General features: G+C 42.0%; 15 protein-coding genes and 1 tRNA gene. 6 read left to right on the forward strand and 10 right to left on the reverse strand.

The window, feature by feature from the left end:
- Positions 1-208: 208 nt before the first annotated feature.
- The gene (locus H3V11_RS01695; protein ID WP_198223471.1) at positions 209-568 is read left to right on the forward strand and encodes a RidA family protein; all 360 of its coding nucleotides are present in this window, start codon (positions 209-211) and stop codon (positions 566-568) included.
- Between the two features lie 52 nt (positions 569-620).
- On the opposite strand, the gene argJ is transcribed toward H3V11_RS01695, so the two are convergent.
- The 6 genes from argJ to H3V11_RS01725 form a co-directional block, all read right to left on the reverse strand.
- The gene (gene argJ, locus H3V11_RS01700) at positions 621-1,838 is read right to left on the reverse strand and encodes a bifunctional glutamate N-acetyltransferase/amino-acid acetyltransferase ArgJ (protein ID WP_198210823.1); all 1,218 of its coding nucleotides are present in this window, start codon (positions 1,836-1,838) and stop codon (positions 621-623) included.
- 58 nt (positions 1,839-1,896) lie between these two features.
- Positions 1,897-2,679: a CDP-diacylglycerol--serine O-phosphatidyltransferase gene (gene pssA / locus H3V11_RS01705; protein ID WP_041878862.1), complete on the reverse strand. Its 783-nt coding sequence runs from the start codon at positions 2,677-2,679 to the stop codon at positions 1,897-1,899.
- Between the two features lie 27 nt (positions 2,680-2,706).
- On the reverse strand, positions 2,707-3,885 hold the full coding sequence (gene hflX / locus H3V11_RS01710; RefSeq protein WP_198223472.1) for a GTPase HflX: 1,179 nt from the start codon (positions 3,883-3,885) through the stop codon (positions 2,707-2,709).
- A gap of 75 nt (positions 3,886-3,960) precedes the next feature.
- Entirely contained in the window at positions 3,961-4,722 is a 762-nt protein-coding gene (locus tag H3V11_RS01715) for a phosphatidylserine decarboxylase (protein ID WP_198223473.1), read from the reverse strand.
- Between the two features lie 237 nt (positions 4,723-4,959).
- Positions 4,960-6,489, reverse strand: a complete 1,530-nt coding sequence (gene ubiB, locus H3V11_RS01720; protein ID WP_037392666.1) for a ubiquinone biosynthesis regulatory protein kinase UbiB — start codon at positions 6,487-6,489, stop codon at positions 4,960-4,962.
- Between the two features lie 86 nt (positions 6,490-6,575).
- Entirely contained in the window at positions 6,576-7,085 is a 510-nt protein-coding gene (locus H3V11_RS01725; protein ID WP_025331254.1) for a HugZ family protein, read from the reverse strand.
- A 322-nt stretch (positions 7,086-7,407) separates the two neighbouring features.
- On the opposite strand from H3V11_RS01725, the gene H3V11_RS01730 reads away from it, so the two are divergent.
- Positions 7,408-7,962 (forward strand): hypothetical protein, encoded by a 555-nt coding sequence (locus H3V11_RS01730; RefSeq protein WP_198223474.1) that lies wholly within the window; start codon positions 7,408-7,410, stop codon positions 7,960-7,962.
- Between the two features lie 88 nt (positions 7,963-8,050).
- Here H3V11_RS01730 and obgE read toward each other — a convergent pair whose 3' ends face one another.
- From obgE to rplU, 3 genes are all read right to left on the reverse strand, one after another.
- Entirely contained in the window at positions 8,051-9,184 is a 1,134-nt protein-coding gene (obgE, locus tag H3V11_RS01735) for a GTPase ObgE (protein ID WP_198223475.1), read from the reverse strand.
- 176 nt (positions 9,185-9,360) lie between these two features.
- The gene (gene rpmA / locus H3V11_RS01740; protein ID WP_025331257.1) at positions 9,361-9,633 is read right to left on the reverse strand and encodes a 50S ribosomal protein L27; all 273 of its coding nucleotides are present in this window, start codon (positions 9,631-9,633) and stop codon (positions 9,361-9,363) included.
- A gap of 20 nt (positions 9,634-9,653) precedes the next feature.
- On the reverse strand, positions 9,654-9,962 hold the full coding sequence (rplU, locus tag H3V11_RS01745) for a 50S ribosomal protein L21 (RefSeq protein WP_025331258.1): 309 nt from the start codon (positions 9,960-9,962) through the stop codon (positions 9,654-9,656).
- Positions 9,963-10,303: 341 nt separating this feature from the next.
- Between rplU and H3V11_RS01750 the strand changes: the two genes are divergently transcribed.
- The 4 genes from H3V11_RS01750 (at position 10,304) to H3V11_RS12020 (ending at position 13,970) form a co-directional block, all read left to right on the forward strand.
- Entirely contained in the window at positions 10,304-10,540 is a 237-nt protein-coding gene (locus H3V11_RS01750) for a hypothetical protein (RefSeq protein WP_198190322.1), read from the forward strand.
- 438 nt (positions 10,541-10,978) lie between these two features.
- Positions 10,979-11,953, forward strand: coding sequence for a polyprenyl synthetase family protein (locus tag H3V11_RS01755; protein ID WP_100126369.1), 975 nt, complete (start codon positions 10,979-10,981; stop codon positions 11,951-11,953).
- Positions 11,954-12,001: 48 nt separating this feature from the next.
- Positions 12,002-12,076, forward strand: a tRNA-Arg gene (locus H3V11_RS01760).
- Between the two features lie 307 nt (positions 12,077-12,383).
- Entirely contained in the window at positions 12,384-13,970 is a 1,587-nt protein-coding gene (locus H3V11_RS12020) for a phosphoethanolamine transferase (protein ID WP_084565527.1), read from the forward strand.
- 428 nt (positions 13,971-14,398) lie between these two features.
- Here H3V11_RS12020 and H3V11_RS01770 read toward each other — a convergent pair whose 3' ends face one another.
- Complete coding sequence (locus H3V11_RS01770) at positions 14,399-15,442, reverse strand: nucleoid-associated protein (protein WP_198223476.1); 1,044 nt, start codon at positions 15,440-15,442, stop codon at positions 14,399-14,401.
- Positions 15,443-15,446 lie beyond the last annotated feature (4 nt).

Raw genomic sequence — 15,446 nt, forward strand, 5'->3', positions numbered from 1 at the left:
TAGTGAAAATTGATGGTTATCATATAGCGATATCTCGATAGATTCAGAAGATAGTATTGATATAAAAAGGCATAGCTTATATTCTTTTGCTGTCTGTTTTTTCTTTTCAGGCCAGTATTGCCCGGCCACAAAATAAATTCTTGCATTAACAGATAACATTGTAGCTCAGGCTATTTTCACAAGAACCAGTATATGGGTATTGAATTCTATGAGTATTAAATTTTACGAGAGCGGTAACCGCCTGGCAGAAGCCACCATTGTTAACGGCCTGATATTTCTTGCTGGACAAGTTCCAACTAATGAAGATGCCGACATCACTGCGCAAACTGCCAATGTTCTGGCACAGATAGATACTATTCTGGAAGCATGTGACAGTGACAAGCAGCATATTTGTGAAGCAGTAATTTACCTGAGCAATATGCAGGAATATGAAGGTATGAATCAGGCATGGGATAACTGGGTTACACCGGGAAGAGCGCCGGCACGAGCCTGTATACAGGCTGCGCTGGCTAACCCAAACTGGAAAGTAGAAATCAAACTAACAGCTGTACAAAAAGAAATCCTTTAAAGCACTGAACCCGCGTTAAACGCGGGTTCAGTAATTGCTGATTCAGTACAGCTTAGCTGCGATAATCAGCATTAATTGTCACATACTCTCTGGATAAATCACAGGTGTAAATCTTTGCCTGTGCTTCCGCACGTGCCAGATCAATAGTTACTGTAATTTCATTCTGTGCCATTACCTGCTGACCAGCCTCTTCTGTATAGCTGGCAGCCCGGCCTCCATTTTCTGCCACCAGCACTTCACCCAGATATACCTTAATTGCTGCCACATCCAAATCAGCAATACCTGCATAACCGATTGCGCACAAAATACGCCCCAGATTCGGGTCACTGGCATAAAAAGCTGTTTTTACCAATGGTGAACGTGCAACAGCATAGCCTACCTGTCTGGCCTCTGCTTCAGTCAAAGCATTGCGTACATCAATAGTAATAAACTTGGTTGCACCCTCACCGTCACGCACAATCGCCTGTGCCAGTTCCAGTGCCAGATCAGCCAGTACAGTTTTGACTGCTAAGTAATCCTTTCCGGCTACTGACTCTATCCGCCCCAGCTGAGACTTACCTGTAGCTACCACCACAAAACTGTCATTGGTAGAAGTATCTCCGTCAACAGTAATCGCATTAAAAGATGTGGCTGCCACTTCAGCTACCATTTGCTGCAACAATGGCTGGGCTATAGCCGCATCAGTAAACACAAATCCGAGCATAGTAGCCATATTCGGATGAATCATGCCGGAACCTTTGGCAATACCGGTGAAACGTACTTTATGCCCGTCAATATAAACTGTACGGCTGGCCATTTTAGGAACAGTATCCGTAGTCATAATGGCAGCAGCAGCCCGTGGCCAGTGTACAACTTTCACTTTCGGCAAAGCAGCCACAATTTTATCTACCGGCAAAGGTTCGAGAATCACACCGGTAGAAAACGGTAAAACCTCTGATGCACTGCAACCAATCTGCTGTGCTACCTTGTCACAAATCAACTGCGCATCATCCAGTCCTTGTTTGCCTGTACCGGCATTGGCATTACCTGTATTGATTACCAGTGCACGCACTCCGGCGTCTGTAGCCAGATGCTGTTTAGCAATCTGTACCGGTGCAGCACAAAAACGGTTTTGGGTAAATACAGCGCCGATGCTGTTTATCCCGTTAAGCACGATAAGCGTTAAATCATCGTGTTCCGGTTTTTTGATTCCGGCCTGTCCGACAAATACCTGCACGCCGTCAATGGCTAAAATCTGCTCATCACCAGGCACGGACAAATTAACTGCCATTACTATTCTCCTTTAATCAATATCAGCTTATTTTTTCAGCAATAGAAAGTGCTCATCATTATTCTGGCTGAAATTTGCGTTTAGTCAGCACGCGCCAGATAAACATCACATAACCGGACAAACTATAGAGCAGGAAAAAGGCAAACAGTACTACTGATGGTTCCCATGTCACTACCAGTAAGCCAATAACAGCCAGAATCATTACAAAAAAAGGTACTTTACGATAAGCATTGATTTCCTTGAATGACCAGAACGGTATCTGAACCACCATGGATAAACCGCCAAACAGAGTAATAATCAGGCATAGCCAGTCTACATGAGGTAAACCCTGAAAAGTATGGCTTACCCAGATTAAGCCGATTACCAGTGCAGCTGCCGTCGGGCTGGGAATTCCGATAAACCATTTCTTACTTACTTTACCAATCAGAGTATTGAACAATGCCAGCCGCAAGGCCGCACAGGCACAATAAATAAATGCTACCGAGTAACCGATTTTACCAAAATGAAATAACTGCCATTTATACGCAATCAAGGCAGGTGCCACCCCGAAACTTACCATATCAGCCAGACTGTCGAGCTGTTCACCAAAAGCACTCTGACTGTTAGTCAGACGGGCAACCCGACCGTCCATGCCATCCAGCAGCATAGAAATAAATACCGCAATTGCTGCAACTTCATAATGACCATGCATCGACTGAGTAATGGCATAAAAAGCGGCAAACAGCGCCGCCAGCGTAAATGCATTAGGCAGCAAGTAAATACTGTTATCTCGCAGCCGGCGGCGCCGGTTCGGACGATGGGGGCGATTTGGTTTAATTACATCATTTTTTTCTTGAGTCATATTCAGCTAAATCCTCAACAGGCAATATTAATACTCATCCTGTTTATTATGTTGTGCATATTTCATACCTGCCATTTCTATCATAGCTGTACGTAAATCATCCAGTCCGCTGCCATCCTGTACCGATATATAAACAGCCTGCGGACGACCATGTATATCACGCACAATCCCCTGCATTCTTTGTTCAGCAGGCAATTTATCAATTTTATTATAAATAATCAGCTGCGGTATGTTTTCTGCATCAATTTCCTGTAATACCGTATTTACAGCATCTATTTGCCGCTCAAATTCCGGATGGGTAATATCCACCACATGCAGCAGCACATCAGCCAGCGCAGTTTCCTCCAGTGTCGCCGCAAAAGCAGCTACCAGTCCGTGCGGTAAATCGCGAATAAAACCCACAGTATCGGATAATAAAACACTGGTCTGGTCATTCAGATACAAACGGCGCACTGTATTATCCAGGGTGGCAAACAGCTGGTCTTCTGCCATGACCTGAGCTTTGGTTAAACGGTTAAACAGACTGGATTTGCCTACATTAGTATAGCCCACCAGCGCAAAGGCCGGCAGTGTACCCTGATACCGGCTTTTACGCTGAGTTGCCCGCTGCCGGCGCACCTGCTGCAATTGCTGGCGCAGACGGGTAATTTTCTGCCTGATTAGACGGCGGTCAGTTTCCAGACGTGTCTCACCCGGGCCGCGTAAACCAATACCGCCTTTCTGGCTCTGCAAATGACTATAACCACGCACCAGCCGGCTGGATAAATGAACCAGCTGAGCCAGCTCCACCTGCAAGCGCCCCTCCTGACTTTGTGCACGACGGGCAAAGATAGCGAGAATCAGGCCAACCCGATCCAATACCCGGCACTGGAGCAGCCTTTCAAGATTACGCTCCTGCGTAGGTGTCAGCGCATGGTTAAAGACCACCAGATCAATTCCGGCTTCAGCTACTGTTTGTGCCAGTTCTTCTGCTTTGCCTTTACCCACAAACAATGCACTGTCCGGCTGCTGACGTTTACACGGAACAACTTCCACTAAATCTGCTCCAGTAGCACGTACTAGCTCCTCAGCTTCAGCCAGTGCCGACTCAAACAATACTGTCCGGCGCTCGGCAGCAACCGGAAAATCCTTATCCAGCAATGCCCCTACCAGCAGCACCCGTTCTGGCTGCTGCTCAGATAAATTGGTCTTATCGAATCTGCTCATCATTTACCGGTTTGAACGACAACAGGCTGCCTGACCTTACAAAGGACAAACAGCCTGTATAACAATTAATAGCCTTTATTCCTGAGACAGTACATGCCGTGCGGCAGCTGCTGCCCGATTAGTAGCTTCTGTGACTAGATCTGCATGTTCTTCAGTATTACTTTGCGGTTCAGCACTGATATCAGGAGCCTGCAATGGCAAAGTTGCCAGTACTGTACTGCTGGCACTGACCTTATCACCAATAGCCACCAGCGCAGTAGCATCTTCCGGCAAATAAACATCTACCCTCGAACCAAAGCGGATAAAACCATAGCGGTCACCGCGATGTAATAAATCATGCGCATTTACGTAGCACAGAATACGCCGTGCTACCAGACCTGCAACCTGTACAAATGTTACCGGCCGGCCGGTTTTGGTTACCGCAAGAACTGCATTACGTTCATTTTGTGCACTGGCTTTATCCAGTGCAGCGTTCAGAAAGCTGCCTTTAAAATAATCTACACGCTCCACTTTGCCATCAATAGGGCTGCGGTTAGAGTGCACATTGAATACATTCATAAATACACTGATTTTAAGAGCATTCACACCACGGTACGGATCGGTAGTTTTTTCCACAACCACAATACGTCCGTCTGCCGGACTCAGCACATCTTCGGGATTTGCAGGAATATCACGGGCAGGATCACGAAAAAACTGCACCACAAATGCTGTCAGCACCCATAAAGGCAGCGACCACCATCCGCACCAGAAAAAAGTTAATATGCTCAGCACCAGGCTGCCAATAATAAACGGCCAGCCTTCCTTAGCAATCAAAGGATAAGGATACACACGCGACACAAGGCTACTCCTTTACAGATGAGATACTGCGGATGAACCGCGAGCTAAAACAATGACAAAATTATAACCCGAAATCCGTACCTTAAAGCACCGCATATAACTATAAGCAGATTTCAGCATAAGAACAATATAAAAACAGTACAATTATTAACCAAAGACCAACTGAACCATAACGGTTACCATCTCAGCACCGCAAGCTGATACCCGACAACTTCACATTGAAAACACAGTTAAATTTTATTTAAAGAGAAAAACTGCCAGCATCACCAGTGCAATTACCGCCAGCCAGAAATTCTGCTGCCGCTGTGTACGCAGCAGATGAATATAGGCATCACGCCATTCAAGCTGACGCTTTTCATCTACAAGGGCATTAAGTTTACGCGGCAGTGCAGGCAGCATTTGCGCCCAGTCCGGTGCTTCCTGCTTTAGCGTTTTCCATAGCGCTTTCAGACCAATCTGGTTATGCATCCAGCGGGTCAGAAACGGTTTGGCAGTTGCCCATAAATCCAGCTGAGGATCCAGCTGTCTTCCCAGTCCCTCTATATTAAGTAATGTTTTTTGCAGCAGCACCAGCTGCGGCTGAATTTCCACATTAAAACGACGACTGGTTTCAAACAACCGCATCAGCACCATACCAAAAGAAATTTCTGCCAGCGGTTTATTGAAAATCGGTTCACATACAGCACGCACTGCTGCTTCCAGCTCCTCCACTCGCGTATCTGCCGGTACCCAGCCGGATTCCACATGCGCAGTGGCCACCCGATGATAATCACGATTGAAAAACGCCAGAAAATTAATTGCCAGATAGCGCTTATCATAATCTGTTAACGTGCCGACAATACCAAAATCCAGTGCAATATACCTGCCGTCATCTGCGACCATAATATTGCCCGGATGCATATCCGCATGGAAAAAACCGTTGTCAAATACCTGAGTAAAGAATATTTCTACCCCATAGCGTGCCAGCTGGTGCAAATCTATATTCTTTTCACGCAACTTATCGGTACTGGCAACCGGAGTACCGTCCATCCATTCAATTGTCAGCACCCGACGCGCACAATAATTATAGTAAACAGCCGGAATAATCAGCATAGTGCTTTTACTGAACTGCCGCCCGAGCAGGCTGGCATTAGCGGCTTCCCGCATCAGATCAAGCTCATCATGCAGATAATTCTTAAACTCTGCGACTACTTCGCGTGGCTTTAAGCGTTTGCCATCTGCAAACAGCCATTCTACCCAGCGCGCTCCTACAGCCATCAGAGCTAAATCCTGATCAATAACCGGCGCGATGTCCGGACGAAGAACTTTTACTGCAACCTTTTGACCGATACCACCGGCCTCATTGAATAAATAAGCTTCATGAACCTGAGCGATAGACGCACTGGCTACCGGCTGCGGATTAAAGCGGGCGTAAATTTCCGCCAGCGGCCTGCCCAGCTCAGTTTCAATCACCCGGATTGCCACATCACTGGCAAACGGCGGCACCCTGTCCTGCAGTAAGGCCAGCTCACGCGCGTAATCAGCAGGGATTAAATCCGGCCGAGTGGATAATACCTGACCAAATTTAACAAAAATCGGCCCCAGACTTTCCAAAGCCAGACGCAACCGTACCGCTGCATCCAGCTGCCGGTATTTGCGTCCGCGCGGCAGTAAACGTATCAGCCTTTGCAGCCATGACGGATGTACATGCTGCTGAACCAGATCCAGCAGACCATATACATACACCGTATGGATAATTACCCAAATTCGTTTAGGCCAACACCACATGCACGCAGCTCCGGTTTGTCCGAATAAAATGACTATTGTACGGGATTTTAACCACCTTTACCGAGCAATCGCTGCGCACAGCGGCATCACACTGTTTTAGCATTCTTTTCAGTCAGCTGTATTGCTCCATCAACCTTACCCGGCATAAAGACATAAGCGCGGCCGAAGCCAGTTACAAGGCGAGCCTTTTCCAATTGCAGACGAAACAGCATGAAATCCGGCAATTCAGACAGCACATCTACTGTATTGCCCAGTTTTGTTTTCATTGCTTGCAAAGCAGCAATGCCATCAGCTGTGTTTTTTTCAATTACCGTAACCGATACAGTATAATTTAGCCGGGCACGGGCAAAAATATTGCGTGCCGAAGCTTCATCTTCAATCAGCATCACACTGGCCTGCTCCTGTTGCTGCAAATTCTGTGTATGTGGTGCCAGACCGGATAATAAGATATACAGACAACCATCATATTCAGCAAAAGGCGCATAGCTTGCCTGAGGGGTACCATCCTGTGCTACCGTAGCCAGAACCAGAGAATTTAATTGCTGTAAACGTGTTACAGCAGCCTGAAGTTCAGCGACATTCTGTTGCTCACTCATACACTCATTCCTGTATCAGATTAACAATAACCAAAATTAATGATAATAATTTCCATCTGAAAATTCAAATTCCATTTGACCGTCATACCATTATTTATCATCGGCGAGGCATCATTATCAAACATACCGGGCACAGAAAAAAAGATGAACACAAATAAATCATCAAATCAGAATGCCATTAAAATCAATAAAATCGGCAATGATTTACCTGTATCAGAGTATTAATAACAATATAATAAGCTTTCACAGGCCAAAAATTAGGTAAAATTACCTTTCAGCCATTATTTAGGCTGAATTTAATCAATCAGCAGTGGTTAGTTACATGAGTACTCAGCATAATCCGGCAGCCAGTCAGCCTCAGAAGCGTTCCGGTCAGTTTAAACAGCGACTGATTAAACTGATTTTATTTTGCGGCTTCTTTATTTTATTTATTTTCCTGCTTGCCGGTCAGGACAGCAGAACTGCGGCCAATCACAAACCATGGCACTCCGATCTGACTATTGCAGCCTTTGAACCGGACGGCTCCTTTCTTGCCCTGCCCTATTCTTACGTTCAGCAGCACACACTGGCCAATACCACTTTTCTGGCTAAAAAGCCTGACGGCAGCAAACAGAAAAATGATAACGATACCTTTAGTTATAAAGTTATCGAAAAAACCGCACAACAACAGCTGATACGAACCAGCCTGCGTACATCACGCAGCATTACCATTGCCACCTATCAGGCTACCGCCGGCACAGTCACACCGATAAAATCAACGGTATATACAATAGATCAGATATCAATGGCTGCCGTTCTGGCATTAGTCAGCGTCTTGCTCCTGCAATTGATATATCGTTTTATCCGCCGCCGTTCTTTCAGAAATAAGACAAACTAATTTTTCAGTACCATCAATTTTCTGATTCATTCCAATACAAAAAAGCCACCTGTAACAGGTGGCTGTATCTATTATCCGGATAGCAGAATTATTCCGGCTGTATCAGCCCGTTTGTAGTCGGCACTTCCGCCACAATAGGATGTTCAGCCTGCTGCTTTGCCAGTAATTCATGCTTTGCATCCAAATAACGCTGTATGGTCTGCACCAGCTCCTGCGTACCCTCACGTGCCAGTGCACTGATTTGAAATACCCGCGGGGTTGTCAGATCAAATTCAAACTGATCATCCGGCTGCGAGTAATCCCAGCCAATATCTGCCAGAAACTGAGCCACACGTTCGGCACGCTCATCTTCAGCCAGCATATCAATTTTATTCAACACCAGCCAACGCGGCTTATCGTGCAAAGCCTCATCATAACGGCGTAACTCTTCAATAATCGCCAGCGCCTCTGCTGCCGGTTCCACACCTTCATCGAAAGGAGCCAGATCCACCACATGCAGCAGCAATCCGGTACGCGACAAATGTTTCAGAAACCGATGCCCCAAACCGGCACCTTCAGCAGCACCTTCAATCAACCCAGGGATATCAGCCATCACAAAACTGTGATTGTCATCACTGCGTACTACCCCCAGATTAGGATGCAGCGTTGTAAACGGATAATCAGCCACTTTTGGCCGTGCAGCCGAAACTGCACTAATCAGCGTAGATTTCCCTGCATTCGGCATACCGAGCAAACCCACATCCGCCAGTACTTTCAACTCCAGCAACAAACTGCGCGCTTCACCTTCTTCACCGGGTGTAGCCTGTTTAGGAGCACGGTTTACTGATGATTTAAAATGAATATTACCTAAGCCGCCCTTACCGCCTTTAGCCAGACATACCCTCTGACCATGATGAGTTAAATCCGCCACAACCTGTTCCGTATCAACATCACGAATCAGCGTACCTACCGGCATTCTCAACTCAATATCATCAGCCCCGCGACCATAACGGTCTGAACCATGACCTTTTTCACCGTTTTTGGCCTGATAGCGTTTAACAAAACGATATTCCACCAGAGTATTAATATTTTCATCGGCTACAGCCCAGACACTGCCGCCTCTGCCGCCATCACCGCCATCGGGGCCGCCCTTAGGCACAAATTTTTCGCGGCGGAAGCTGGCCGCACCATTGCCGCCGCGGCCGGCAACTACCTCGATTTTTGCTTCATCAATAAACTTCATATCATTCTCAGTTTGCAATATTTATGCCGGGCAACCAGTCTCAGTAATACCCTTGTGAACACCTCATAGCATGATTATAGCCAAAGTACAGAATATCTGTGCTGCCTCTTCACACCAACTGACCTGATAACAAAAAAGCCCTGCCAGACAAGGCAGGGCTTAACATCAGTAAAAACTTACTCGTCTGCGCCGGTATACGGACGCACACTTACAGTTTTACGGTTCAGCGCGCCCTTAACGGCAAATTCCACATAACCATCCACTTTAGCGAACAGAGTGTGGTCTTTACCCATACCTACATTTTCACCTGCGTGAAAACGGGTACCGCGCTGACGAACAATAATTGAACCAGCCGGAATCAGCTCATTACCAAAGGCTTTAACGCCCAGGCGTTTGGCTTCTGAATCACGACCGTTGCGGGAGCTACCGCCTGCTTTTTTGTGTGCCATTCTGTTATTCCTTCACTCAATTAGGCAATCGCCACGATTTCAATCTGGGTAAAATTCTGGCGGTGACCCTGACGTTTCTGATAGTGTTTACGACGACGCATTTTGAAAATACGTACTTTATCGTGACGGCCATGTGCAACCACTTTAGCGGTTACTTTAGCGCCCTCAATAAAAGGCGTGCCCACTTTCACCGCTTCACCGTCAGCAATCATCAAAACTTCATTCAGTTCGATCTGGCTGTCGAGTTCTGCTGGTATCTGTTCTACTTTTAATTTTTCGCCAACGGCAACTTTATATTGTTTACCGCCGGTTTTTACGACCGCGTACATACTCAACTCCAATAGGAATTCAATTAAAAAACAAAAATTAAATTTCCGCAAAAACGGAATTCGCGATTATATCAACGCATGATTTTACTGTCAAAACAATAATAAATATCTCATGGCATATATAGCTCAGATTAGTTAAGTCAATTAAAAATTAAGCCCTACCGAAAGCTATTTATAGTGTTGCCAAGCATATGCAAGACCCGTTACATTCACAGACTAGTCACAGCCAAAGCAAGCCCACTCAAACTATGGCATTAGATGTCTTAGATGGCGTATTAACTGCTGTCACTTAACAGTCATTAGAAGAAATAATAAAAAGCACCATAACCATTCCCTTAAATATGATAAATACCGGTTTTACCTTACCGGATAATCACCAACTAGATACTCACTATCATGATGCTTTATCGCAGCCATTACCCATGCCAAGCCCTTATTGCATGCAATTAGATGAATCTTGGAATAACGAGATTTTGTCCTATAGTCCGAAACGCATATTTAATCCTGAAACCTATCCTTCAGGCAGTTCCGGCATGATTAGTAATGCACCTGATTTTATGCAATTTATTTTAGCATAAACTTCTTCAAGTAATGCTTTAAGTTCCGGTAAATTAATGGATAAAATGGCGAAGTACTACATAACTGATTTATATTAATAATTTACCATACTCAAACTTAAGCTGAATTATTCAGTGTCATAAAATTTGCTCTCTGGTCTACCGTACAAACACGCAAAAAAACTTTACAAGTATTACAGCATAACTGTTAACCGGCTGCCGGATATACCACCATTTGTGACGAATGCACCGCTTTGAGCATAGAATTTCTGCTCCGGCTTGTGTATACACCAGCATAATTTACCTGTCCGATTCACAATTGCATCTTTATTAACCCAATCTAACTTTTCTCATTTCCCAAATGAATTTCAAGTATAATAATACACAAAAGTGCCCGGCAGTTTCGGGGACACATGGCTAAAACACATCATCATTACCAGTTGCAGAAACACTAAACACATGCTTGAGAACCTGCCTTATTTCCAGAAACACCTGCCTGAAGACTTAAACCGTGTTAATGCGGTAATCAACCGTGCTGTTGAATCCGAAGTTGTCCTGATTTCACAAATAGGCCAGTATATTATCAGTGCCGGCGGTAAACGCCTGCGCCCGATAATTACCATCCTTGCCGGCAAAGCTCTGGGCTATACAGAAGACCCGCTTTTTTCACTGGCCGCCATGGTGGAATTTATCCATACCTCCACATTGCTGCACGACGATGTAGTGGATGAAAGCGACCTGCGCCGCGGCCGGGAAACTGCGAACAATCTGTTTGGCAATGCCGCTGCTGTATTAGTGGGCGATTTTCTCTACACACGAGCCTTCCAGCTGATGGTTGGCTCCGGCAGTCTTCGTATTCTCGAAGTGATGGCAGAAGCCACCAACATCATTGCTGAAGGTGAAGTCATGCAGCTGATGAATATTGGTAATATTGATGTCACTGAAGAACAGTATTTACAGGTAATCGAATACAAAACCGCCAAACTCTTTCAGGCAGCGGCACAAGTAGGTGCCATACTTGCCAAGGCTACAGAACAACAGGAACTGGCTTTAAAATATTATGGTACATATCTGGGCTCAGCTTTCCAGATTATCGATGATGTACTGGATTATGCCGGTGATGTAGAAACCATTGGTAAAAATGTCGGCGACGATCTGGCTGAGGGCAAACCTACCCTGCCGCTGATTTACCTGCTTAATCAGGGCAGTGCTGCGGCCAAAGCCGATGTACGCCATGCTCTGGAACACGCCGACCGCAGCTATTTCAACAAAATTCACGATCACGTAATCAACTCTGATGCACTGGTTTATTGCACTATGCAGGCAAAAAAAGCCGTAGATGCCGCAATTAACTGCCTGGATGAGTTACCGGTTAATGAAACCACCCAGGCTATGCGAGATTTAGCCTTGGCATCTTTAGCCCGAATCTCTTAAAATAACGGGCTATGGCAGATTTCAGCCATAGCCCTGTTTTTAAAATGTCTCGCCGTAGTTCAACGGATAGAACACATGCCTCCTAAGCGTGCGATACAGGTTCGATTCCTGTCGGCGGGACCAAAGAATTGTTATTTATACATCTTAGATACAGACACATTAAAAAATATCATCTCTACTCTGTGTTTATATATATTATCAATGTGCTATTTACAAATCGCTTATTAACAAATGGATTATGATTCATTTAAAACCGGAGAACTATACCTAAAACTTTATTATAATATGATAAAAAGATTTATCATTAAGAACTAATATTAACAGCTTAGTGAAATCAAATATTAATTTCATAATACAAATCAATAAACTATTTAAGCACATAGCAAAATTTCTTACCTAGATGCTTTAAATAAATAATTGGGGTATATGAGTGATAACCAGAAAAACAGCCTTAGTTTTATTACCTATTTTATATATTATATCCACTTTAGCTCTTGTATATGGTTTAGGTTATTACTATGATTTTGATCATACAGTTATTTCTACTGGTTTATTATTTTTAGGTTGTTATATATTAAGTTCGGCAAATAAATTTACTTTAATAAGTCTGTTAGTTACGTTTTCCGTATTATCATTTTATTTTCCTACAGGGATAAATTACGGCAAACCAACAGCTGATTTATTAATGCCACTATTACAAACTAATAAACTTGAAATTATTGGTTATCTCATGGCTGTCAAACAGCAAATTTTAATTACTGTAGTATTTATATTTATTCAAGGTTTAATTTATTATTTAAATAAAATTATAAAAACACAAAAAATTAAGAAAAATAAAATTTCACAATTTGTCTCAGTAATGAGCTTTATATTCTTTTATATAATAACTTTACTCGGCATTTCTTATCAGAACCTGGAAGTAAATAATAGCGCATTTTTAAAAAATGTCATATCTGCATATCAAGAAATAAATTCAATACATGAAGAAATGAAAAAATATATTGGCAGTAATAATAACAATATCCGGGTAAGTCGGTTAAATGAAGATGATAATACTGAAATATTTTTAGTCGTAATCGGTGAATCTGTACGAAAAGATTATTTATCCGTATATGGCTACCCTCTCAATACAACTCCTTTTTTAAATACAGCCAATGGAATTTTTATTGATGGATTAGTGGCTGCTGGTCCGAATACAGAACAATCCTTAACTAGAACTTTATTTAAAGCCTATCCTGAGAAAAATAAGATTGACTGGGAAATTAATTTCGTTTCCTTAGCAAAAAAATCCGAGTATGAGACTTACTGGGTTAGCAATCAGGGCACAAGTGAATATGGAGATAATATTTTTTCTGCATTAGCTGGTACAACTGATAAATCCAAATTTTTAAAAAAAGGTCCATACTATACTAGCTTTAATGATGATGATCATATGTTACCCATTGTTTCGGAAATAATAAACAAAAACAGTAATAAAAAAGTAGTTTTTGTACATATGATGGGCTCTCATGAACCAATATGCTCGCAAATTAATGATTTTAAATCAAATTTTAAATTGAATAATCAAGCTGGCTGCTATGTGGCAAGCATTGAAAAATTAGATTTATTTATAAAAAAACTGACAGAACTTATGAAAGGAAAAAAATATAAATTAATGTATTTTTCAGATCACGGGTTATCGGTTGAACCAGATCGTATTTTTCATGATCTGGGTGGTTTATTACAAGAATATCAAGTACCATTGTTTTATTTAGCTCCGGATGAAAAAAAACATATTCTGGTGAAAAAAGTGATTAGCGGAGTAAATCTAATTGATTTGTACTCTACTTTCATTAACATAAAAACAAATGTAACGAATGAGAATTATACCTTCTATTATGCTGATAAACTTCCGGATAATTCTAATCCGATTATTTACTGGAAAAAATACAGACGTCTTTCTGATTTAGTAAAAAATCAACCTCCCATAACTGATATTGAAGTTAATTCGGCTAGTGTAAATATAAAACATCAATAATAAATAAGTTCCATTTACGGATATATTAATATCACTAATTTAGTCATACATTCATAGGAATTTATTGATTAAAAATTTTGAATTAATTTCTTTTGCTATAAAAATAGCTGTATTTTCTGCTAGATTCGAAGATTTTCAATTTCTAATATTACAGAAACCAGCTTTTGTTTTATTGGCTAGAAACCACTTTCTGCATAAACTTACATTCAGTTGCAGGCTGATAAGAGTAAAATCACTCTTACTACCATAAATTTTTTAACAATTTTATCAATATACTTATTTAACGCTTAGTAATATTTTTGGTAAATAAATTTTTATTAGAGAGTTACTCTCTTTGTAAACAAACACGATAAATCTGACATTATTTTGTCAGATTTATCGTCATTCTATTTTGCAGACAATCCAAAATACTAAATAAGTCAGGTTTACTATTTTTCCTGCTGATAATAAATCTTATAAAACTTACGCCCGTCTTCATCCCGTCCTTTTTCAATCATATCTTTACCACCGTGGATATAGATATGAAAATTTTTATCCAGCTTCACCACGCTTTTAAAATATTTCTCCTGCTTTTTTACCGCTTTGGGAGAAATAGCAAAGCTTTTAACCGGTTCTAATTGATTTTCCTGCGCATAATTCTGGCTGAAATCCTGATATTGCTGAATCAGATCATCATTCGCAAAAACCCGCTGCTCAAACTCCTGCAAATCAAACTGCTCATTATTTTTAAAGTAATCAACAGACCTGTTCAGCAAACCGATTTTTTCTGATTTACTCTCCTCATCATCAGCGTCCATGGTCTGAGCAATAAATTGCTTGGCTGTTTCCATAATCTGAGTAGTCTGATGATATTCATTATTAACAGGTCTGATACTTAAAAAATCCTCAGTCCAGTATTTAGCATCTGCATGTTTGTTGGTATTATCCACAACAGCAACCAGATAGCCCTGCTCTGAATGCAGATTAAAAATCAGACAGCCTTTATCCAGCTTCTGGATGCTTAATCCTTCAATATCAGCTAAATCATAACCATTCTGCCGGTCTTCAACTTTCAGAATTCTCTGCTTATTTTCTGATTTAAAGATGCCAATACAATCCACTACTTCATCATCTACTGTACAGTCGGCAAGATAAAATACGCCCAATTCTCCGGGCTTAATTTGTGGATGATTGCTTTTATCATACAAAAAACATCCAATATTCTTCGATTGATTTATAAAATTATCAATTTCTTTGTTGGCAAATATATTACTAACATAAGTATAAATCGGATTTAGCTCTAACGTATGTGGAAAATAAAATTTGTATAAATCATCAAATTTAAAACTAGACATTATCAAATTATTAAGTGTTTCCTTTACTTTTTCATAATTAGTTAATTCACTGTATAGTTTTACACCATCACCATTACTTTTATTACCAATACCATGCATAATCAAATGACATATAGGTGCTAATTCTATTTTATTCATAATA

Origin of the sequence: Snodgrassella sp. W8158, from assembly GCF_016100435.1 — a bacterium.
Lineage (GTDB): Bacteria > Pseudomonadota > Gammaproteobacteria > Burkholderiales > Neisseriaceae > Snodgrassella > Snodgrassella alvi.

Bases quoted from the DNA above. Each gene is read 5' to 3' on its own strand.
- H3V11_RS01695 (WP_198223471.1), top strand. From the start codon at position 209: ATGAGTATTAAATTTTACGAGAGCGGTAACCGCCTGGCAGAAGCCACC.
- argJ (WP_198210823.1), bottom strand. From the start codon at position 1,838: ATGGCAGTTAATTTGTCCGTGCCTGGTGATGAGCAGATTTTAGCCATT.
- pssA (WP_041878862.1), bottom strand. From the start codon at position 2,679: ATGACTCAAGAAAAAAATGATGTAATTAAACCAAATCGCCCCCATCGT.
- hflX (WP_198223472.1), bottom strand. From the start codon at position 3,885: ATGAGCAGATTCGATAAGACCAATTTATCTGAGCAGCAGCCAGAACGG.
- ubiB (WP_037392666.1), bottom strand. From the start codon at position 6,489: ATGTGGTGTTGGCCTAAACGAATTTGGGTAATTATCCATACGGTGTAT.
- H3V11_RS01725 (WP_025331254.1), bottom strand. From the start codon at position 7,085: ATGAGTGAGCAACAGAATGTCGCTGAACTTCAGGCTGCTGTAACACGT.
- H3V11_RS01730 (WP_198223474.1), top strand. From the start codon at position 7,408: ATGAGTACTCAGCATAATCCGGCAGCCAGTCAGCCTCAGAAGCGTTCC.
- obgE (WP_198223475.1), bottom strand. From the start codon at position 9,184: ATGAAGTTTATTGATGAAGCAAAAATCGAGGTAGTTGCCGGCCGCGGC.
- rpmA (WP_025331257.1), bottom strand. From the start codon at position 9,633: ATGGCACACAAAAAAGCAGGCGGTAGCTCCCGCAACGGTCGTGATTCA.
- rplU (WP_025331258.1), bottom strand. From the start codon at position 9,962: ATGTACGCGGTCGTAAAAACCGGCGGTAAACAATATAAAGTTGCCGTT.
- H3V11_RS01750 (WP_198190322.1), top strand. From the start codon at position 10,304: ATGATAAATACCGGTTTTACCTTACCGGATAATCACCAACTAGATACT.
- H3V11_RS01755 (WP_100126369.1), top strand. From the start codon at position 10,979: ATGCTTGAGAACCTGCCTTATTTCCAGAAACACCTGCCTGAAGACTTA.
- H3V11_RS01770 (WP_198223476.1), bottom strand. From the start codon at position 15,442: ATGAATAAAATAGAATTAGCACCTATATGTCATTTGATTATGCATGGT.